The organism is Sphingobacterium lumbrici, assembly GCF_006476045.1.
Taxonomy (GTDB): domain Bacteria; phylum Bacteroidota; class Bacteroidia; order Sphingobacteriales; family Sphingobacteriaceae; genus Sphingobacterium; species Sphingobacterium lumbrici.
The window spans coordinates 16,740-37,713 of record NZ_SRZY01000007.1; the positions used below are offsets into that span (position 1 = coordinate 16,740).

20 protein-coding genes are annotated in these 20,974 nt (G+C 39.8%); 10 read left to right on the top strand and 10 right to left on the bottom strand.

Features of this window, described 5'->3' with window-relative positions; translation table 11 throughout:
- Positions 1-8: 8 nt before the first annotated feature.
- From E4F24_RS01555 to E4F24_RS01570, 4 genes are all read right to left on the bottom strand, one after another.
- A complete protein-coding gene (locus E4F24_RS01555) occupies positions 9-656 on the bottom strand; it encodes a hypothetical protein (protein ID WP_140936846.1) in 648 nt (215 codons plus the stop codon).
- 95 nt (positions 657-751) lie between these two features.
- On the bottom strand, positions 752-1,441 hold the full coding sequence (gene aat / locus E4F24_RS01560) for a leucyl/phenylalanyl-tRNA--protein transferase (protein WP_140936847.1): 690 nt from the start codon (positions 1,439-1,441) through the stop codon (positions 752-754).
- 75 nt (positions 1,442-1,516) lie between these two features.
- The gene (rbfA, locus tag E4F24_RS01565) at positions 1,517-1,888 is read right to left on the bottom strand and encodes a 30S ribosome-binding factor RbfA (protein WP_136903373.1); all 372 of its coding nucleotides are present in this window, start codon (positions 1,886-1,888) and stop codon (positions 1,517-1,519) included.
- A gap of 462 nt (positions 1,889-2,350) precedes the next feature.
- A complete protein-coding gene (locus tag E4F24_RS01570; protein WP_140936848.1) occupies positions 2,351-5,269 on the bottom strand; it encodes an alpha/beta hydrolase family protein in 2,919 nt (972 codons plus the stop codon).
- A gap of 203 nt (positions 5,270-5,472) precedes the next feature.
- Here E4F24_RS01570 and argH point away from each other — a divergent pair, with 203 nt between their 5' ends.
- On the top strand, positions 5,473-6,804 hold the full coding sequence (gene argH, locus E4F24_RS01575; protein ID WP_140936849.1) for an argininosuccinate lyase: 1,332 nt from the start codon (positions 5,473-5,475) through the stop codon (positions 6,802-6,804).
- Positions 6,805-6,900: 96 nt separating this feature from the next.
- Here argH and E4F24_RS01580 read toward each other — a convergent pair whose 3' ends face one another.
- Positions 6,901-7,959, bottom strand: coding sequence for an aldose epimerase family protein (locus E4F24_RS01580; RefSeq protein WP_140936850.1), 1,059 nt, complete (start codon positions 7,957-7,959; stop codon positions 6,901-6,903).
- Positions 7,960-8,075: 116 nt separating this feature from the next.
- On the opposite strand from E4F24_RS01580, the gene E4F24_RS01585 reads away from it, so the two are divergent.
- Entirely contained in the window at positions 8,076-8,348 is a 273-nt protein-coding gene (locus E4F24_RS01585; RefSeq protein ID WP_140936851.1) for a hypothetical protein, read from the top strand.
- 8 nt (positions 8,349-8,356) lie between these two features.
- Here E4F24_RS01585 and E4F24_RS01590 read toward each other — a convergent pair whose 3' ends face one another.
- From E4F24_RS01590 to E4F24_RS01600, 3 genes are read right to left on the bottom strand one after another with little or no spacing between them, the layout of a single operon-like run.
- Positions 8,357-8,605: a hypothetical protein gene (locus E4F24_RS01590; RefSeq protein ID WP_140936852.1), complete on the bottom strand. Its 249-nt coding sequence runs from the start codon at positions 8,603-8,605 to the stop codon at positions 8,357-8,359.
- Positions 8,606-8,625: 20 nt separating this feature from the next.
- Positions 8,626-8,907, bottom strand: coding sequence for a hypothetical protein (locus E4F24_RS01595; RefSeq protein ID WP_140936853.1), 282 nt, complete (start codon positions 8,905-8,907; stop codon positions 8,626-8,628).
- Positions 8,904-9,143, bottom strand: a complete 240-nt coding sequence (locus E4F24_RS01600) for a hypothetical protein (protein WP_140936854.1) — start codon at positions 9,141-9,143, stop codon at positions 8,904-8,906. The genes E4F24_RS01595 and E4F24_RS01600 overlap by 4 nt, the downstream gene beginning before the upstream one ends.
- Before the next feature lie 401 nt (positions 9,144-9,544).
- Between E4F24_RS01600 and E4F24_RS01605 the strand changes: the two genes are divergently transcribed.
- The 8 genes from E4F24_RS01605 (at position 9,545) to E4F24_RS01640 (ending at position 17,076) form a co-directional block, all read left to right on the top strand.
- Positions 9,545-10,183 carry a type IV toxin-antitoxin system AbiEi family antitoxin domain-containing protein gene (locus tag E4F24_RS01605; RefSeq protein WP_140936855.1) on the top strand — a complete coding sequence of 213 codons (639 nt, stop codon included), beginning with the start codon at positions 9,545-9,547 and terminating at the stop codon, positions 10,181-10,183.
- Positions 10,180-11,031: a nucleotidyl transferase AbiEii/AbiGii toxin family protein gene (locus tag E4F24_RS01610; RefSeq protein ID WP_140936856.1), complete on the top strand. Its 852-nt coding sequence runs from the start codon at positions 10,180-10,182 to the stop codon at positions 11,029-11,031. The genes E4F24_RS01605 and E4F24_RS01610 overlap by 4 nt, the downstream gene beginning before the upstream one ends.
- A gap of 191 nt (positions 11,032-11,222) precedes the next feature.
- Positions 11,223-12,566, top strand: a complete 1,344-nt coding sequence (locus tag E4F24_RS01615; RefSeq protein WP_140936857.1) for a deoxyguanosinetriphosphate triphosphohydrolase — start codon at positions 11,223-11,225, stop codon at positions 12,564-12,566.
- Between the two features lie 107 nt (positions 12,567-12,673).
- Positions 12,674-12,958 carry a DUF6364 family protein gene (locus tag E4F24_RS01620; RefSeq protein ID WP_235891132.1) on the top strand — a complete coding sequence of 95 codons (285 nt, stop codon included), beginning with the start codon at positions 12,674-12,676 and terminating at the stop codon, positions 12,956-12,958.
- The gene (locus tag E4F24_RS01625; protein ID WP_140936858.1) at positions 12,955-13,365 is read left to right on the top strand and encodes a PIN domain-containing protein; all 411 of its coding nucleotides are present in this window, start codon (positions 12,955-12,957) and stop codon (positions 13,363-13,365) included. The genes E4F24_RS01620 and E4F24_RS01625 overlap by 4 nt, the downstream gene beginning before the upstream one ends.
- A 77-nt stretch (positions 13,366-13,442) precedes the next feature.
- Positions 13,443-15,554 (top strand): type IA DNA topoisomerase, encoded by a 2,112-nt coding sequence (locus tag E4F24_RS01630; RefSeq protein ID WP_140936859.1) that lies wholly within the window; start codon positions 13,443-13,445, stop codon positions 15,552-15,554.
- A gap of 30 nt (positions 15,555-15,584) precedes the next feature.
- Positions 15,585-16,568 (top strand): hypothetical protein, encoded by a 984-nt coding sequence (locus E4F24_RS01635; protein ID WP_140936860.1) that lies wholly within the window; start codon positions 15,585-15,587, stop codon positions 16,566-16,568.
- 61 nt (positions 16,569-16,629) lie between these two features.
- Positions 16,630-17,076, top strand: a complete 447-nt coding sequence (locus E4F24_RS01640) for an energy transducer TonB (protein WP_140936861.1) — start codon at positions 16,630-16,632, stop codon at positions 17,074-17,076.
- A 98-nt stretch (positions 17,077-17,174) separates the two neighbouring features.
- Here E4F24_RS01640 and lat read toward each other — a convergent pair whose 3' ends face one another.
- Entirely contained in the window at positions 17,175-18,461 is a 1,287-nt protein-coding gene (gene lat, locus E4F24_RS01645) for an L-lysine 6-transaminase (protein WP_181182334.1), read from the bottom strand.
- An 11-nt stretch (positions 18,462-18,472) separates the two neighbouring features.
- The gene (gene amaB, locus E4F24_RS01650; protein ID WP_140936865.1) at positions 18,473-20,002 is read right to left on the bottom strand and encodes an L-piperidine-6-carboxylate dehydrogenase; all 1,530 of its coding nucleotides are present in this window, start codon (positions 20,000-20,002) and stop codon (positions 18,473-18,475) included.
- Positions 20,003-20,974: the final 972 nt, after the last annotated feature.

Consider the following 20,974-nt stretch of genomic DNA (forward strand, 5'->3'; position numbering starts at 1 on the left):
GAACCTCCTTATTTCTTTGTTGGTCGGTGGGATATAAAATGCGATTTTAATTTATCCAATCCAATATTCTCTTCTTTTTTATCCAATTCAAATAACCATACTTTTTCGCTCAGGATATTATTCATCTCTTTGGAATTAATCAAATCCAAAGGTTTTACCCTTAGCTCCTTACTTATTGGTTGGGTTTGTGTCTGTTGGCTGCGTGCATGACGGATGAGTTGGAATTGAAAAGTAGGCCATTTTCCCACTGTAGAAAAATTTGCAGTGTACACCTGCGCATAGTCATTTTTCGGAATACTATTGGCAAATATGCCTGTTGTTTTGGAACCTGAAATCTCCGATATGCTGACAAGCAACTCAAAAGAAGTCTCATTAATAACGTAAAATTTAGCTAAGCCATCTTTTTGCTCACCTGCAATCGCCAGATATATTCCTTTGTCTACAAAAGGTCCTTGTGCGATTTGTGGACTATCTTCTATGTCATCTTCGGGTAAACGCATGTTGCCGTGTACTAGGGTAATCTTTGTCTTTAATACAGGTATTTCGAAACCTGTATCATCCGTTACACCAACGATATCATTGGCCTGTATAGACGTAATATGTCCCTCAATCGGCTCGTCTACAAATCGTACTAAATCTCCTATCTTGAATTCCATGTGTGTTTGTCTATTAATTTTACTAATCTTTCAATATCGCTTTCGGTGTTCCTTTTTTTCTATAGCGAAGGTAAAAATATTTTCCTTTCAGGGTTTCATTTATCCCAATGTAGGACTGTTGGAATTCTTTGTAGTCCATCTGGTTTCAAGTCTTGCTGTTGTAAAATATCAAGGTATTGCTGTTGCGGCATATAAATGGCTCCCATACTTTCCAAATGCGATGTATGGACTTGACAATCTATTAATTCTATCCCAAAATTCTGAACTAAAAATATCAACGCTGCTTTTGAAGCATTGGAAACTTTAGAGAACATACTTTCTCCACAAAATACTTTTCCTACCAATACGCCATATAAGCCTCCAACCAACTCTTTGTCTTTCCAGACTTCTATACTATGGGCAAATCCCAAATGATGAAGTTCTGTGTATGCTTTTTGCATATCTGCCACGATCCATGTTCCATCCTGATCTTTACGGTCAATTTTGGAGCAGTTTGCGATGACCTTTTCAAAAGCTGTATTGTAGGTAAAACTAAATAAAGTCGTTGACAGGATTTTTCTCATACTCTTGCTCACTTTGAGTTGGTTCGGATATAAAACGAATCTGTCATGTGGCGCATACCAAAGAATTGGAGAATCATCCGCATACCAGGGAAATATGCCATGCTTATATGCAGTGAGTAATCTTTTAGGCGTAAGGTCACCGCCTACAGCTAATAGTCCATCTTCTTCAGCATATTGAGGGTGAGGAAAGGAAAAATTCTCACGTTCTAATTCAAAAATCATCTGCTTAAAAAACCTTCATTTCGCCTGATACGAGGTCAATAGTCTTGAAAGTTCCATGGAGGCTCTTGATGACCATTAATCGGGCTGCCTGTCTTCTTTACTTATTTCATCGAATAATTTATCCATGTGTTCTACATATTCATTGGTGTCATCCAAAAAGAACTCCAATTGAGGAACCACACGTACCTGGTTTTTTATCTTAGCACCAAGCTTATAACGTATCTCGTTTGTTTTTGTTTTAATGTTAGCGATATCGTCCTTAGCCGTTTTGGTATTTAGAAAGCTAAGGTATACGCGAGCTATAGCTAGATCCGGTGTTACTCTTACCCGCGTCACTGTAATGAATGCACCCGGTGCCCATGCCTTTCCATCGCGTTGGAATAATTCGGCCAAATCTTGCTGAATCACTCCTGCAAAGCGCTGTTGTCTCTTGCTTTCTGTTCCCATAGTGTTTTTGCTGTTTTAAGAAAGTCGCGACTTTCTATGTTATGGTACAAACTTAGATAAACTTGCTTTTTATAACAAGTTTTAATTTTCATTTGTGTTTCAGTCTATTTGTACAGATATAAAGCCTGTGTACAAATGAAAAAAGACCTGTCGTGGGCATTGACAGGTCTTAATCAAAAAAATAGTTTATAACTGGGTAGAATAATTTCTTTTCCAAGTTTTAAGACTTTGAGGTCTATCATCATTTAGTTTGTTTATCTCTCGGCTATAAGATTTTGTGAGTATTAGCTCACTTTTACTTATGCTTTTTCATCTCCCTTGTGCTACAAACATAGATATATAAATCCTTTGAACAAAAATGTTTTTTAAAAAAAAGTAAGTAGTCACTTTTTAAGTGCTTTTCAGCTTCATAAAGCCATATAAAAGGAACGAATGTCCGTTTCGTTCCTTTTATGAATCTTATTAGAATGCTCGTTCTTCAAGATGTTTTGGCAGATCAATGTAATCAATGCCTTTTGACCACCAATCCGGTGATTCCTTTGTTTTCAGGTAATGATCAAAAAATTCCATCATACGCACCGCATAATCCTTTTGATTTACTTCTTTACGAAGACTATGATTTTCACCATTATAGGTGAGCATTACTACGGGTTTATTGAGGCGGCGAAGTCCGTTAAAATATTCAATACCCTGTGTGTAATCTACTGCACCATCTCTATCATTGTGCATAATGACCAAAGGCGTGTTTACCTTTTTAATATGATAAATAGGAGAATTTCTTGCGTAGGCATCCCAATTATCCCAATATCCGGATGTCAAACGGCCTTGACTGGATTCAAATATACTTTGATTCGAGGCTCCTGAATTCCAGTAGATCAAACTATACATGCTGATCATATTCGTTAACGGGGCTCCTGCTACAGCCGCTTTAAAGATATCGGTCTGCGTAATTAAAAAGGAAGTTTGATAGCCTCCCCATGAATGCCCATGTAACCCTACTTTGTCAGGATCCACTATGCCGGTTGCTACGGCAGCTTTTACGGCCGGTACCACACAGGCTACTGCAGACATTCCGGGGTCATTAAGCTTGTATGTAATATCCGGCATCAATACGGCGTAGCCATTGCTAGTATATACGGCCCTGTTAAATCCGCCACCGGGAAAAGCCGGATTGGAATAGCTATTCGTCCCATCGGTTAATCTTTCGTAAATGTAGGTGATAGTAGGATATGATTTACCTTTCACATAGTCTGCCGGTAAAAACAATGTTGCTTGTAACGTGTCTCCAAAATCGTTTACATAACTTATTAATTTCGAACCCGATGAGAGCGAAAATTTTGCCGTATCCGGTGTGTTTGAGGTTAATTTTAATTCATTTTTTAGTGTTTTGTCCGTGCTTGTAAAGAGCTCCGGAGATTCATTGCTCTTTTCTTTGCTGTAGAAAAACTGATTACCATATTTGGTTTTGTTGAATTGTCCAACGGATATATCCGCCAACGATAAGATTTCCAGCGTCTGTTTATTGGCAGGCAGCAGCGCTATTCCCGACTGCTTCGTATTATCATCGAAGATTGTAAAATATTGATCTTTCTTTAGATCAATAAAATTATCATCTTCATAAATTCTGTTATAACGGGAAGGGGTTAATTTTCGGGTCTTCCAATTATCGGTCAGACTAATATAGCTTTTGCCGTCCGCCGAAACTTTCCAAAGATCGTAATTGTCTTTTAGAAGAACGTATTTTCCGTCTTGTGTCCAGCCGAAATTCGATGTAGCAGGCTTTGAAACATTGTGGTCATCAAAGGCATCAATAAATGAAGCCGGGATCTTTTCCGTGAGATTGGTTTTTGCTAATGTAGCAATATGCAGCGTGTAGTAATTGCCATCCTGGTAATAAAGCAGGTAATCGGCCGAAGGAGAGAAACTCATACCACGTGCTGCATTGAGATATAATTTTTCAACGCCTAGCTTTCGGTCACCTGTTTTTACATCAATGATATGCAGATCGGCATAGCGTTGTCCGTTGAGGCTTGATTCAAATTCATAAGGTGTGAAATCCAGGCCATATCCAATATGTTGGGTAGGAGCAAGTACAATAGAACGCACATTACTATCGGCTAGCGAAGTGAATTTATTATCTTTAACATGTAGCCCACTCATTACCATATAGTTTTTGTCTGATGTTAATTGGCTACGTTGGCTGGATTGTAACCTTTTATCTTGCCAGTTCCAGATAATCATATCCGGCTTTTCTAAGTCTTTTTTATCATTACCGTTTGGTTTTCTAGGAGCCACATTAGCAACTTTTGCAGAGATTGTATCTTTCGTCACGCTGTCTTTCGCTAAAGCTATTTTCTGATTGGAGCTGTCTTTTGCAGCAGTATCAATTTTAGCTTCGTTTGATTTCTTGTTTTCAACCTTCTCAATTTTGGCGATACCAAAGAAGATGGTGCTTAAATCTTTACTCCAGTACGGCATACTATTTTGGCTTATACCATAACCGGATGTGATTTGGTTTTCGTCAAGGCCGGTATATATAAATAGTTCACTTTGATCTCCTTTGATATTCTTAACCCCGATTAGCGTGTAAACAAGCTCTTTGTAGTTTTTGTCTTGTTTCGATTTAAGTAAGGCGAACGCTGTGCCCTCTTTATTCCAGTTGATTTTAGAATAATTTGCCTTATCATTTTGCAGGACGGAATTTAAGCCTGTTTTTAGATCTAAAAGGAAAATACCATTTCCATTTTTTCCATCAGCATCAACAGTATATGCAATGTACTGCCCCGATTTATTGAACTTGAAATCACTTACGTTCCCCAGATTGAAGCTTTTTTTACTTTCCAGATTATAAAGGAGCAGGTCACTCCCTTTTCCAGATGCTGCAGATGGCGGGCCGTCGGGTCTATTCATAGTATTTGAAAAGCGGACAGCTATCCATTTGCCATCTTCATTTGAAAACTGGACTGATTGCACATTGTCAAAAACAGTGGAAACAGTATCCGAGAGTGCAACGATTTTTAGCCTTTTCGAAATTGGTCTTTTAGCTTTTTCATTGGCTTTGATGTCTTTGTAACTCGGTGATTCAAAAAAAGCAAGATATCTGCTGTCATCATTGAACTCGATAGAACTTGCTTGTCCACCAATCTTATAATTATAAGCCGTCGTGTCAAGTGTTTTTCGCAGCGTAAGCGTGAGGTCGCCTTGGGTAGGCCCCGAAATAAATGCGGTCCATTTGCCGTCGTTTGTATATTGAATGCCGTTCATCCGTATATAAGACCAGGACGGAATGTCTGTCCAGCTAATAGGTGTTTTGCTTTCCTGTGCATAATTTGTTAGCCAAGCGACTTGAAAACAAAGAAAAAGGAGGGTTTTGATGTTCATAGATGATGTTATATTAATAATCGGCCGTAAATTTATGTATTTTAAAGCAGGATATGTCAAATGCTTGTATTTGTATGGAAGATTTTACGTTGGAAATGGTATTTTTGCCAAGGAGATGTAAATAGTAGTGTGTTTCTCGTATTAGTAAAAAAGTACTATAATTTACACCGAGCTCTCATCAACCATTAAAAAATTATAGATAGATGAAAATCTGGCAAAAAAATATTGATGTTGATTCCTTTGTTGAATCATTTACCGTAGGAAATGATAGAGCCATGGATATGCATTTGGCGGCAGCTGACGTGTTAGGGTCATTGGCGCATACACGCATGCTGCATGCTATTGGGCTAATGACAGCTGTCGATTTAGCCGCAGTACAAGCCGAATTAAAACGTATATATAAAGAAATTGAAAAAGGTGAATTTGCGATTGAAGATTCAGTAGAAGATGTGCATTCGCAAGTAGAAATGCTGTTAACAAAACGCATAGGTGATGCCGGTAAAAAAATCCATTCGGGCCGCTCTAGAAATGATCAGGTGCTGGTGGATTTGAAGCTTTATTTTCGTTCTGAAATTCAACATCTGGTCGGACAAATAACGCTTCTCTTCGAACAGTTGATTACGTTAAGTAACCAGCATAAAGATATTTTGATTCCCGGATATACACACCTGCAAATCGCGATGCCCTCTTCGTTTGGCTTATGGTTTGGTGCGTATGCCGAGAGTTTGGTGGATGATTTGGAAATGATGAAGGCTGCTTGGCGGGTTTGCAATAAAAATCCCCTGGGTTCGGCTGCCGGCTACGGTTCTTCATTTCCCCTGGATCGTACCCTGACGACTACATTGTTAGGTTTCGACGATTTAAATTATAATGTGGTATATGCACAAATGGGTAGGGGAAAGACAGAACGCATCTTAGCACAGGCCATGAGTTCTGTAGCTGCTACCTTAGCGAAGTTCGCTATGGATGTGACGCTGTTTATAAACCAAAACTTCGGTTTTATCTCATTTCCGGCAAATCTTACGACAGGGTCGAGCATCATGCCGCATAAGAAAAATCCGGATGTTTTCGAGTTGATCCGATCGCGCTGTAATAAAATTCAGGCATTACCAAATGAGATTGCCCTGATGACAACAAATCTTCCAGTAGGTTATCACCGCGATTTGCAGCTGTTGAAAGAGAATCTGTTTCCGGCATTTCAATCGTTGAGTGACTGTTTGGAAATCGCTAAATTTATGCTTGAGCATATCACGGTAAAAGAGAATGTGCTGGATGACCCGAAATATGACTATCTTTTCAGTGTGGAAGTTGTAAACAATGAAGTGCTAAAAGGAGTTCCGTTTCGGGAGGCGTATAAGAATATCGGTTTGGCAATTGAAGATGGTACTTTTCAGCCATCTAAGGAAGTGCATCATACGCACGAAGGAAGCATAGGCAACTTGTGCAACGATCAGATTCAGCGAATGTTTAATGAGGCAAAGGCAGGTTTTGGATTCGAAAAAGTAGAACGTGCATTGCAGGAGTTGATAAAGTAAATTGCTTTCTATGCTTAACAAAATAGCTTATATTTGCTTTTTAAATAAAGCAATATGGAGACGTTATTATTAGAATTTCAAACAACAGTTCCTTTCTTATTTTAGGATATTAAATTTATAGCTAATTTGTGATTGAAATTCTTCTCCCGGTCGTAATACCACATTTGGAAAATTCGGTTGGTTTGGGCTGTCCGGATAGTGCTGTGCTTCGAAGCAAAACCCGCCTCGCTTCAGGTATTTACTTCCAGATTTCCCGGTATCGTCAGATAGGAAATTACCGGTATACAATTGAATTCCGGGTTCGGTAGTGTACACTTGGAGTTGAACGCCGGATTCTTCTGAATATGCGGCTGCAGCCACTTGAGAAAGTGGGCTTGGATTTACAAAAGTATGATCATATCCGCTTCCGGCTTTTATCTGGAGATTATCTTGACCGATATCATCCGAAACCTTTTTGGGACGTCTAAAGTCAAAAGGTGTATTTTCTACCGGAGATGCCTCGCCCAAAGGAATTTGATTGTCATCAATTGGAATGAAGTGCGTGGATGGGATTTGAAGAATGTGATTTAGAATATCGCCATTACCTTCTCCATTTAGATTGAAATATGCGTGGTTCGTCAAGTTGATCACGGTAGGTTTATTCGTTGTGGCTCTAAAACGGATGATAATCTCGTTGTTGTTCGTCAGTTCATAGCATACATTGACCTTCACTTCACCGGGGAAACCTTCTTCACCATCGGGCGAAACGTAATAAAAATCTACTTTTTGTTTGAAACTTACCTGCCTGTCCCATACTTTCGAGTGAAATCCCTCCTCGCCACCATGGAGGTTGTTTGTGCCATTATTCTGCGCTAAGGTGTAGTCCTGGCCGTCCAGACTAAATTTTCCATTCGCTATTCTATTTCCGAAACGTCCAATCGTTGCGCCATGATATTTTTCCTGCGCATGGAGGTATCCATCTATGGAATCAAAACCGAGAACAACGTCCACAAGGTTCCCGTGTTTGTCAGGTACCAATGCACTTACCAGACGAGCACCATAATCCGTTAACGCGACTTGCATACCTGCGGGATTCGTCAGGATAATTAAGTGCGTATTTTTGCCATGTATGTTGCGTGCAAAGTTTGAGGGCTCAGGCAAGGAATAAATCGTCATAATATATTTTTATATCGTATAAAAATACATATTTTTAAGTTATTAGCGAAGGACCATTGTATAAAGGGCCATTTAGCTGGGCGCTGCTTTATCAACTTACCTTAAAATGGATGTATTTGGCGAATTGGGTTTCGGCACATGTACTGTTGTACACCTGCCTCTGTATTTCGTTGGCGGTGTATTGTTATTACGATTCCGAATTCTATAGGCAATTGCAACTGGTAGAATATAGTGTGGATGGTGAGTGGAGCCGATTGGTCGCTAAAAATGCTGTCGTAAGACAGAACTTTACTATTTTGTTTATCATCTTATTGCTGGGGCAAGTGGTGTATGTTGTTAATCTTGTTGCCGGATTATTATCTAGACGAAAGAATGGCGTTTCGCGGTAATTATCTGTTTAGTCGATTTCGTACAAGATGTGGATTATTGCCGTAGCGGATTCAAGACCTGGGTCAGTTTTTACGCGTGGATCGAGAAAGGTATCCGCATTTAGGATTCGATAATGAAAGTTTTTGTGTCTAACTTTCATCTCCTTTACCCATTTCTCAATTTTCTCATTTAGATGGTTGGATATAAGCTCATCTAGGCTCACTTCAAACCAATTGTGCGAACGGGGTTTATAAGAAAAACGTTTGTATAGTTCCATATTTATTTAAATTGAGCAATTTAATCGTTAAAGTAGTCGTGCCATTCATCATCGTCGTCCATATTGTGTTCATGCTTGTCGTAATCCATATAATTTTTGTCATACATCCGCTCAAGCGAATCATCCAATATTATCCTGTCCGTTGAGGTAAAAGGTGGGGCTTGGGTAGGGCGTGGGGCTTCTATTTTCTCTACCCTATGATCCGTCGGACGGTCATGCTCTTCGCTCCATTCATTACGGGCACATTGTCCCATCCGAAAAATCAGATAGCAAGCAATGACTATTTGGAGGACTCGTTTCATGGCCGTTTGATTTCCCGTGTATTGGTTACTCTGGTCGTTAATTTGGATTGTACAACACGCTGTGCTTTAATACGGGCATCATCGATGTTTTTAGCCTCTACTGTTACCTCATGTCGTCTGACGCACCCATCTATTTTGGATTCAACTCGCACCTCGAACATGCGAGGGCGACTTTGAGTAGGCGATGAACTGGTTAATACAAGGCAGAGTATGGCGAGCAGTAGGTTATTCTTCATTTTTTGAATATTTGTTTTTGAATTTGATTTTATTACTATAATTAACAGATATAAATAATATTCTTCATAAGTCTATCGATGTGGTGAAACTCAAAGGCAATGTTTAAAAAAATAAATACAACTAGCTGATATAACTGGTAAGCTTGCTTTTCTGATCCATCATCTAGTTGTCCGAACCAGATCCCAGTGTTTTCTATCTAAGCAGCTACCTGTTTTGCTTTTTCATCTACCTTTCAGAACAGAACACCTAGAGTTGAGTTTTTTTGGAGATTGCTAGTTTTTTAGCTCAGCAGAAGGCGACGGGATGTATTTGGTTTCACGTAATGAAGTAATAATATGATTTTGTAAAATATTTTAAGTAAAATCGGATATTTTCCGATTATTTATTGTTATTTTTACACATGAGTTTTAGTGAATTAGTAGAAAACTATGCTGAGGAGCCCCTTACTAGACAAATAATCTTATCACTATTAAAAGATTATAAACGCCCTAATGACAAGATAGGGGAGTTGGTAAAGGAAGGTCTACTGACGACTATAAAGAATGGATTGTATGTGCCCGGTCCGAAGAGTAAAACCAAAAAGCCAGAAGCATTTCTTATAGCAAACCATTTATGGGGTCCGAGCTATGTTTCGTTAGAAACCGCCTTATCTTACCATGGATTGATTCCTGAACGCGTATATGAAATTAGTTCTGTTACTGTTAAGGCATCAAAAACTGTTAATACGAAAGTTGGACGTTTTACCTACAGACAAGCATCGCTTCCATATTACTCTTTTGGCCTTGAAAGTATAAAACTTACTCCAAGACAGGTCGTTTTGATGGCTTCTCCAGAGAAGGCACTATGTGACAAAATTGTGATGACTTCAGGTGTACATCTGCGAAGCATTGTTCAGGTCAGATCGTTCCTTATGGACGACCTTCGTATTGATATTGATCGATTGAGAGCTTTGGATATTGATGGTATCGATAGTTGGATTGAAGCTGCTCCCAAAGCTTCTAGTTTAAAAATGTTAACAAAGACGCTTAGCGATTTATGATAAAAGATTGGTTAAAGGAATACAATCCACAAAGTAATCAGGAAGCTTTTGATGCAATGAGAGAAATAATGCAAGAAATAGCATTAGCAGGGTTAAATAGATCTGGTTTTTTTGAAAAAGCTGCATTCTATGGAGGGACTGCACTTCGTGTTTTTTATGGGTTAGAGCGGTTTTCAGAAGACCTGGATTTTTCACTATTAGAATCAAATGCTGATTTTTCACTTGAACCCTATTTCGAGTCCATTAAGTCAGAATTTGCAGCTTTAGGAATTACTGTAAATATTAAAGAGAAAAGTAAATCGATAGCATCTAATGTTGAATCTGCATTTTTAAAATCAGATACCGTTTGGAGAGAATTGGTGCTGGAAGATATAGCACCCCAGCTAGGAGTTGGAACAATGCCTAATATGAAAATAAAGATTGAAGTCGACAGAAAGCCACCTCTCGGATTTGAAACGGAGGAGAAATTGCTTCTTCGACCATTCTCTTTTTATGTGAAGACATTTACAAAAGAAAGTCTTTTTGCTGGAAAAATGCATGCCCTATTATTTCGGAAATGGAAAAACCGTGTTAAAGGAAGGGATTGGTTTGATCTGGAATGGTACATAAAAAAAGGAATTGCTTTGGATTTAAAACATTTTCTCCTTCGGGCAAAAGATACCAATGACTGGAATAGAGATGATATTTCTGAAATTGAAGTCCTTGATTTACTTACACAAAAGATAAGTGGAATTAGTGTGCAGCATATTAAAGATGATGTTGTTCGGTTTATACCAAATGATGATGCGCTTGACATTTGGAGTCGAAAATATTTTTTAGATCTTATTCAAAGATTGAAATTCAGCTAAACAAGAAATGGGTTTGTTTCTCAAGCTGGAGGGTGCTATCATAAAAAATTATAAACCTAAATTATGATACTAGAGCCAAAGCGGATTTTTGTACCTCTTGAATATTGGCTCAATTACAAACCTTTTTTCAAATATTTTGATTGAGATAAATGCATTTTATCTAAGTTTGCTCAGCAAAATCCGAATATTACATGAACTGGAAACAACTGTTATCTGCAAAACGATGGGGCTATGAAGAGCGTATACCGAATGATCAATTTGATGCACGTTCTGAATTTCAACGAGATTATGATCGATTGATTTTTTCATCCCCATTTCGTCGTTTACAGAGTAAAACACAGGTTTTTCCACTTCCGGGAGCGGTGTTTGTGCATAACAGATTGACCCATAGTCTAGAGGTGGCCAGTGTAGGACGATCGTTGGGAAGGCTATTTTATAATCTCATGAAACAGCAGAATCCGGATCTCGATACGGACTATCCTTTTTTGCAGGAAGTGGGGAATATTGTTTCTGCAGCATGTTTATCCCATGATTTGGGGAATCCCGCCTTTGGACACTCCGGTGAAGCCGCGATATCGTCCTTTTTTACTGAAGGAAAAGGGCAAAGCTATCAAAAGGAAATGACACAAGAAGAGTGGGAAGATCTAACCCATTTTGAGGGCAATGCAAATGCCTTGCGAATCTTGACACATCCTTTTAATGGCAAGGATAGCAAAGGCTTTGCATTGACTTATGCCACGCTGGCTTCCATAGTGAAGTATCCTTGTGCGGCTATAGATGGACACGTTAAAGGAAATCATCACCGCAAGAAATATGGTTTTTTTGATTCGGAGAAAGAGGCATTTGAAAAAATAGTAACCGAATTGGGCTTGGAGAAAGATCCTACTAACCCAGATGGCTATTTACGTCATCCATTGGTGTATTTGGTAGAAGCAGCAGACGATATCTGTTATAATATCATCGACCTGGAAGATGCACATCATCTGAAAATACTTTCCTATGAGGAGGTAGAGGAATTGTTGCTGCCTTTATGCGGAGACGGAGATCTGAGAAGTCGGTTAGCTGGATTGGCGGATAGTGGTAGCAGGGTGGAATTGCTGCGGGCCAAAGCGATTAACACCCTGATCAATGGCTGTGCAGGAGTTTTTGCCAGAAATCAGGATAAGTTTTTAGCCGGCACATTTGAAAAGCCACTGATGGACGCATTAGATCCGCAAATAGTTGCGCAGATGAAGCGAATAGAAGAAATATCGGTGAAGCGCATCTACAATGCACCAACAGTAGTACAAATAGAAATAGCGGGTTTCAAAGTAATGAATGCCTTGCTGGAAGAATTTATTCCGGCTTACCTGAAAGCAGATAAAGGTCACTTTGATAAAAAGATCGTTGCCATGATTCCGCAACAATTTCATACCGACAAAGCCGATACGTATTCGAAGATACGTGCCGTATTAGATTATGTTTCCGGCATGACCGATGTCTATGCTGTAGATTTGTATCGGAAGATGAAAGGTATTTCAATACCGTCGTTGTAGTTTCTTGAATTTTATTTTTTCTATTTGGTAGCCGAGCGTGCAAAGCATTTGACCTAAGTTTGTTTTTTACGTATAAAAATTTTATTTTTGTCGTATAAAGATACTTTGTGAAACTAATACCGAAAGGAGAGTATATTATGGATGCTAAAATCACGTTGTCATTTGACGAGCAGGTTATAAAAGAGGCCAAAGCTTTTGCTACAAAAAATGGCGTGAGCCTGTCCCGTCTCACCGAGTTTATATACAAACAGATAACTTCTGATAATTATAAATCGCTGGATGAATTACCTATTTCGGATTGGATCAATACCATCGCCGAAGAAGGCATAGAATATACAAAGACCCCTTCCCGCAAACGCCTGAAATCCGAGTTTTATAATGCCAAGAAATGAGAATTTTTGTCGATGCCAATGTTATTGTGGCGGTGTTGAATAGGCAATACCCCTTGTTTCCATATGCTGCGCGTATTTTAAGCCTGTCGGACAATCCGAGGTATAAGATTTATACTTCTCCCATCTGTCTTGCCATCGCCTTTTACTTTGCTGAAAAGAAAAGCGGTACCCTGCAAGCCAAAAGTAAAATCGCCGTATTGTCCGAAAAATTGGAGATTACTACAACGGATATGGATGCGGTACGGTCGACCGTTGAAAATACTGCCATCCATGATTTTGAAGACGGGCTGGAATATTATGCGGCACTTCGCTCGGCTTGTGAAATGATTGTATCGGAAGATGTGTCGGATTTTTATTTTTCAGAAATTCCGGTGCAGAATTGTGAAACCTTTTTGAAATATATATAGAAGCGCGGCATGCGTATTTCGATGTGCGAATAGTGTCTCAAATCGCACTATGCACTACTCAATAGTACTACAAAAAAATGAAAGTTGTAATAGCGGAAAAGCCTTCAGTGGCTCGGGATCTGGCTCGTGTGATGGGGGCAAAGGAAGTGAAAGATGGATACATCGCCGGCAATGGCTATGCATTTACCTATGCTTTTGGACATTTGGTACAATTGTGTACACCTCAGGCCTATGGCTACAACACCTGGTCGGTTTCGAACCTGCCTATTATTCCTCAGCAGTTTCGTTTGGAAGCAAAAAAAATCCGGAAAGACGGAAAGCAAATAGATGATGCCGGAGCTTTGAAGCAGCTGAATACCATTAAAAAGTTGCTGGATGAAGCCGAGGAAATCATTGTAGCAACGGATGCGGGGCGAGAAGGGGAATTGATATTTCGTAACATTTATTACTATTTGGGATCTAAAGTCCCTTTCAAGAGGCTTTGGATTTCCTCTCAAACGGACAAAGCAATCAAAGAAGGTTTTGCGAAACTTAAAGAAGGCACGGAATACGACAGCCTGTACATGTCGGCTCGTTCGCGTTCGGAATCCGATTGGCTGATCGGTATCAATGCAACGCAGGCGATTACTTTAGCAGCCGGTAATCGTGGGCTGCTTTCTTTAGGACGGGTGCAGACGCCAACTTTAGCGATGATCTGTTCCCGCTATCTGGAGAATAAGGACTTCAAACCGCAGGCATTTTTTAAGATACAAGCGGGGTTTGAAAAGGATAACATTAAATTTAAGGCAACCTCTGACAAGATTGAAAAGCGGGAAGTTGCAGAAGAAGCTGTTTCAAAGATAACGGTTGGTTCGCAAGCAAAGGTTTTAAAAGTCGAAGCCAAAGAAACCAAAGAACAGCCCCCATTGTTGTTTGATTTGACTTCGTTACAGCAGGATGCGAACAAGAAATTTGGTTATTCGGCAGATCAAACGCTGAGTATTGCGCAGACACTTTATGAAAAAAAAGTGATTACCTATCCACGTACGGGGTCACGGTACATCGGAGAAGATGTTTTCGAAAATATCGAAGAGTTATTTCAGCATCTAGCCGATACAGCTGAGGAAAGTATAGCGGCAATTTCGCGCAATTTGATAGGAGCAAAGCTGAATAAACGGTCGGTCGATGATAAAAAAGTAACGGATCACCATGCGCTATTGGTTACGGAAGAAAAGCCCGGGCCTATGGTAAAAGAACAGCAAAACATTTACAATATGATTGCTAAGCGCATGGTCGAAAGTTTTTCAGAGATTTGTTTGAAAGATATTACCACGGTAACTATCGATGCGCATGGCGTGGAATTGATAGCAAAGGGAACTGTTATACGTCAATATGGCTGGCGCTTATCCGCAGATCAGGTCGAATTGCCTGATGAAGATAAAAATACAGATGATCAGGACAATGAAAACGCCCAACTTCCAAAGCTTTCCAGTGAAGAATTATTAGAAATACTCACCTTAGAATTAGCGGAGCGGTTTACGAAAGCCAGACCGATTCATACAGAAGCTTCTCTACTGAAAGCTATGGAAACTTCCGGAAAGGAGATTGAAGACGACGAGATGCGGCAGGCGATGAAAGATTGTGGGCTTGGTACACCTGCCACGCGTGCGGCAACTATTGAAACGTTATTCCAGCGTGATTATATCAAACGTGACAAGAAGAAATTGATTCCCACAGAAAAGGGGTTGACGGTTTACAATCTGGTGAAAGATCGCTCCATTTCGAAAGTGACCCTGACAGGTAAATGGGAACAGAAATTGGAGGAAATGCGTGCGAATAAAGTTTCGTATGATGTGTTTATGAAGCACATTAAGGATTATACAGCCAAAATTACAAAAGAGCTGTTGCAACTTCGGATCTCTATCGCGCAAGAAGAGGCGAAACCGCAACAGAAAGGGAAAATCAAATGTCCGAAATGTCAACCCGGTTCTATTTTGCTCTATGAGAAGGTTGCGCAGTGCGATCATTACGCCAGAGGATGCGATTTTAAAATTTGGCGCGTATTAAACGGAGTTTTGTTGGAGGAAAAGGAAATGAAAAACTTATTGGAGAAGGGCAGAACTTCCGAACTTAAAGGTGTAAAGACCAAGGAAGGAAATATCGTTGATGCACCTTTAGTGTTTGAAAATTTTAAAGTGAATGTAGGATAGCGTTTTGAAACCTGTACATTTGCGTTCACTATGGCAACAAAACTTTACAATCCTTTTTTAGATTTCAAATTTGACAATAAAACCTGCTTCCTTACGGGGCAAGAGTTGCAGTCTCCGGATGAGCAGATACAGGTTTTTCCGGTTTGGATGATGCGCGCTTTTGATCTGGAGGAGAAGCCCTTTAAAATGTTGGATGAGAGTTTCCTGACCTATAAACAATTGCAGCTTCCCTGTTCGGTTTCGGCGGCATTGGCTTTTGAAGAAGTAGAAAGACAAGTGGAGCAGGCTATGGGACAAGGATTTGAGACCGTAAAGAAATTAGATGATATCACGTTGTTCCAATGGGTGTCCAAAATTTTATACGGTGTAGTCTTCAATGAGATCCAGGTCGGTATTCGTCAAGCTTTGTTGTCGGGTGAAGCCATGAACTTTTCGCAAGCACTGGTACATAAATTTCGCAATCTTCATGCGATGTTACAATCCATCGTGGTACCGATGGAATTTGAACATCAAAACCCATTTAGCATTCAGGTTTTTCCCGTAGAAAATGCACCCGAAACTTTTTTGTACCGGGATGAAATCAATACCCTGGTATTCTCTTTGCGGATGAATGATTTTGCGATCATAGCGACATTACAAGATAATGGTACACATCGCATCTATCATGATGAAGCATTGGAAAAAGTAGCAGGGCACACCTTGCATCCTATACAATTTGAGGAAATATGTGCCCGTTATTTTTATTCTGCCTACCTTTTTAACCGTTTACCTGAATATACTTACATGGAGACACCGCAAAAAGTTTTCGTGGAGCCCATGCCTTTAAACGATTTCACACTAAAACCTATCTTCGATAATTGGGTCGTAAAAACATACGGACAAGTACTGGAGAGCTTTTGGAAGCCATGGGGATATCTTTTGTTTGAAATCATTAAAAATCCCGAACAACCCATGACATTTATAACGGATGAACAAAATAATTTTAGAGAAAAAATAGATCTGAAGTTGAGTTAATTTGGTGGATTATTCGTAATTTAAAGAATTGAAACTCAATAGGGTGAAAAAGGAGGTCGTTATGAAGTGGTTTTGGTTAGGTATGTGCAGTTGTGTATTGCTAAGTTTCACATCTAAAGGCGATATTCCTGTTTCTAAGATAATGCTTGGCTTACAGGATACTTCAATAGTTGAGCATGTAGATGTGTATCCTCAATTTAGGGGAGGCGTAAAAAAATGGAATGAATTTCTTGGTCGGAATCTAGATATTCGAAAGGCAATTTATGCGATGGATAGTGCCGCTTATGTCGATTACGGAATGAAGCAAACAGCAATTTTGGAATTTACAGTTTGTGAAAACGGAGATGTTTGTGATGTAGCGATCGTAAATCAGCATAAAATAAGTCCTGAATTTGCAAAAGAAGCACTTCGTGTTATGCGTAAATCGCCGAAATGGAAACCTGGATTGGTTGAAGGTAAACCCGTTCGCACGCGATTCAGACAGTCGGTAACAGCTATATTAGAATAGTAGTTGCTTATGCGTAGCCGTGGATGTCAATACATTCAAATTTTTGATATTGATAATATGAAAAAGCTCCATGAAGTTAAATCATGGAGCTTTTTCTGTTAAAGACTTTGCTTGATCAATTCAATAGCTTTATCAATTTCTTCGATAGAAACGGTAAGATGCGGTCTGAAGCGAATACTTTTATCACCACACCCTAAGATTAACAGTTTGTTTTCGAGCGCTTTTTGAACGAAGCTATCTCTGGATTCTTCGTCTTCAAAATCGAAGGCTGCAAAAAGACCTTTGCCACGTACATTGGAAATTTGTGGATAATCTTTGGACAGGTTTATCATCTTTTCTAGCAAGTACTTTCCTTTTTCTTGTGCCTGAGTGACTAAGTTTTCGTTCTCGATAACTTCTAATATCAACTTAAATCGAAGCATATCGACTAGATTTCCTCCAAATGTAGAGTTGAGTCGGCTAGACTCTTTAAAAACGTGTTTTTCTACACGATCAAATTTACTTCTGTTGGCGAGAATGCCACATACCTGTGATTTTTTTCCAAATGCAACGATATCCGGAATAATATCATAATGCTCATAACACCACATTTTACCTGTCATTGCCAATCCTGTTTGCACTTCGTCCAGAACTAAGATAATATCATGTTGATCACAGATGCTCCGGAGTTGTTGGAAAAATTCCTTTCTAAAATGATTGTCACCACCTTCAGCCTGGATCGATTCTACTATTAAACAGGCGATTTCATCTGGATGATTCCGAATTGCCATTTCAATCTCTTGAATGGATTGCCTTTCTAATTGAACGGTTGTGACTACACTCTCTTCGGTTAATGGGAAATGTAATTTTGGATTGATAATGCGAGGCCAATCGAATTTTGGGAAATACATGTGTTTCCTTGGGTCTTTCGTATTCGTTAGCGATAATGTATAGCCTGTGCGACCGTGGAAAGCCTGTTGAAAATGTATGACTTTTCCCGCTTCTTTGTTAATTCCTTTTGAAAGGTTGATTCGGGTTTTCCAGTCAAAGGCCGCTTTTAACGCATTCTCAACAGCAAGTCCTCCGCCATCGATAAAAAAGCAATAGTCCAGTTCCGTGGGGATTGCTACACGTTCAAAGGTGTCTAAGAAGTCTGCAAATTCTACCGGATAGATATCCGATAAGGCAAGTTTGTTAATGGAAACTTTCTTTAAGATCTCCGAATTTGCTACGAGGTGAGGGTGATTGTAGCCAATTGGTGAGGAAGCGAACATACTGAACATGTCCAAATAAGTTTCACCATTTATATCTACCACGTAAGAACCGTGTGATTGTTCTAAATCAATCACAACGGGTAGTCCATCTGCCAATATGTGTTTTCCTAATCTCTGATGTATTTCTCTCATAATTTATTTTATTAAAGGTCAAATTTGATTCCCTGAGCCAGTGGAAGGCTGGTCGTATAATTAATTGTATTAGTTTGTCTTCGCATGTAGACTTTCCATGCGTCTGATCCTGATTCGCGGCCTCCTCCTGTGTCCTTTTCACCTCCAAAAGCGCCTCCTATTTCAGCACCAGAGGTGCCAATATTTACGTTGGCAATTCCGCAATCCGAGCCATTCTGACTGAGGAATACTTCTGCTTCTCGTAGGTTAGTCGTCATGATGGCCGAGGACAACCCTTGGCTCACATTATTTTGTAAATCGATCGCATGGTGTACATCTCCGGAATATTTTATTAAATATAGGATAGGGGCAAAAGTTTCTTCTTGAACAATATCTAAGTGGTTTTCTACTTCCGCAATGACAGGAGTCACATAGCAGCCACTTTCATAACCGGCGCCCTCAAGTACACCGCCTTCTACTAAAATCTTTCCGCCCTGTTCTTCGATTTTGGCTAAAGCATTTAAGTATATCTGTACGGCATCGGTATCGATAAGGGGCCCCATGTGATGCTGTGTATCCAACGGGTCACCGATTTTTAGTTGTTTGTAAGCTTCTATTAGCGATTTCCGGACTTGATCATAGATGCTTTCATGTACAATCAGTCTTCGTGTGCTTGTGCATCGTTGACCTGCGGTACCTACGGCTCCGAATACTGTTCCAATGATTGTCATTTTCAAATCAGCATTTGGTGTAACAATGATAGCATTATTACCACCTAGTTCTAAAAGTGTCTTACCGAGTCTTTCGGCTACGGTCATAGCCACCTGGCGTCCCATTCGTGTGGAACCTGTTGCAGAAATAAGTGGAATACGGCTGTCTGCCGTCATCCATCTGCCTACTTCAGCATCACCCGTAATTAAAGACGAGATACCTTCAGGTAATTTGTTTGCTTTTAATATGTCGGCCAGTATATGTTGGCAAGCGATTGCACATAGAGGCGTTTTTTCACTTGGTTTCCATATCACAATGTTTCCACAGATTAGAGCTAAAGCGCTATTCCATGCCCATACAGCTACAGGAAAGTTAAAAGCAGTAATGATCCCGACAATGCCTAAGGGGTGGTATTGATCGTACATACGGTGTCCGGGGCGTTCGGAGTGAATGGTATTGCCATAGAGTTGACGCGAAATACCAACAGCAAAATCACAAATATCTATCATTTCCTGTACCTCGCCAAGTCCTTCCTGATACGATTTCCCCATTTCATAAGATACTAACTTGCCCAATACAGGTTTTAGTTCCCGGAGCTTGTCGCCTAATTGCCGAACGATTTCACCACGTTTTGGCGCAGGAATGTCTGCCCATATTTTTTTTGCGGTTTCTGCAACTTCTAATACCTTGTTATAGTCCTTTCTTGAGGAGGCAGTGACTTGGCCTATGGTTTTTCCGTCCACCGGTGAAAAAGAAATGATCTGCTCTCCTGACGCGAACCATTTGCATCCTGTTGATGTTCCGTCAGTGACAGTATCGATACCTAAAGTTCTTAATTCGTTTTTTATCATAGACTGGTTTACTTTGTTCTTTGATTTTGTAAAAATAGTGAATATTGTTTTCACAAATAAATTTTTATACGAAAACTATTTTTTTAAATATAACTGACAGGCTATCTTGGATGTAAAGTCATGTGAAGGGGAATAATAAGTTGAGTTCTTAACTCTTCGAAGGTAGGGGCGCGGCTTTTTGAGGCCAGAGAGGAGGGGAAAGATGGTTCTTCTGAATAACTGTGTTGAATTTAGATTGATCCTGGTCCCTGAATTTGTCGAAAGCGGTCTTCTTGCTAGTTTTATCACTAAACAGCAGTGACCAGTCAAGATCGATTACTATTTTCCCCGTAATCTGAACAAAATACTGCTTGCCTCCAAGGGCAAACGTAGGAGTTAGCGTAAGAAACGACAGGCAGTTTGTTTCAGACGACATGTAGTCTGCCCCGAACTACCTGTCGTTTGCGTAAAAGTACAGGGAGTTTTCTATAGACTGCCATGAGGTCATTGCAAATACCAGTTAATTTATGAAAAACTACACTTAATGTCCGGCAGGCTACCATGAGTTTATCACAAAGTACCGGCAACTGATGAATAAATGCCCTACGTTTTTTAAAAACTGCTATAAGTTTATCATAAACTATTGGCAGTTTGCCGAAAACTACCATGAGATCTTGGTAATCTGCCATGAGTTTACAGAAAACTACAGGCAGTCTGTCACAGACTGTATGTCGTTTTTGGAAATATACCCTCATGTACCGCAGGTACACTCATTGTGCAGGCTATCCGTGAGGAGATGAAAAGCAAATTTATCGGTCAAAGCATCAGTGGTTTACAATAAAGTTATAAAAATAACGTTTGGTTTACTTGGAAGTAATATTAAAAAGTTTCTATCTTTGCACCACTCCGCAAGGGAGGAACGGTCCGGAAGGGCATGAAAACAGGGTAGAAGGTTGGTGTTCGGAATAGATGAATGCGATACCTGAAAACGGG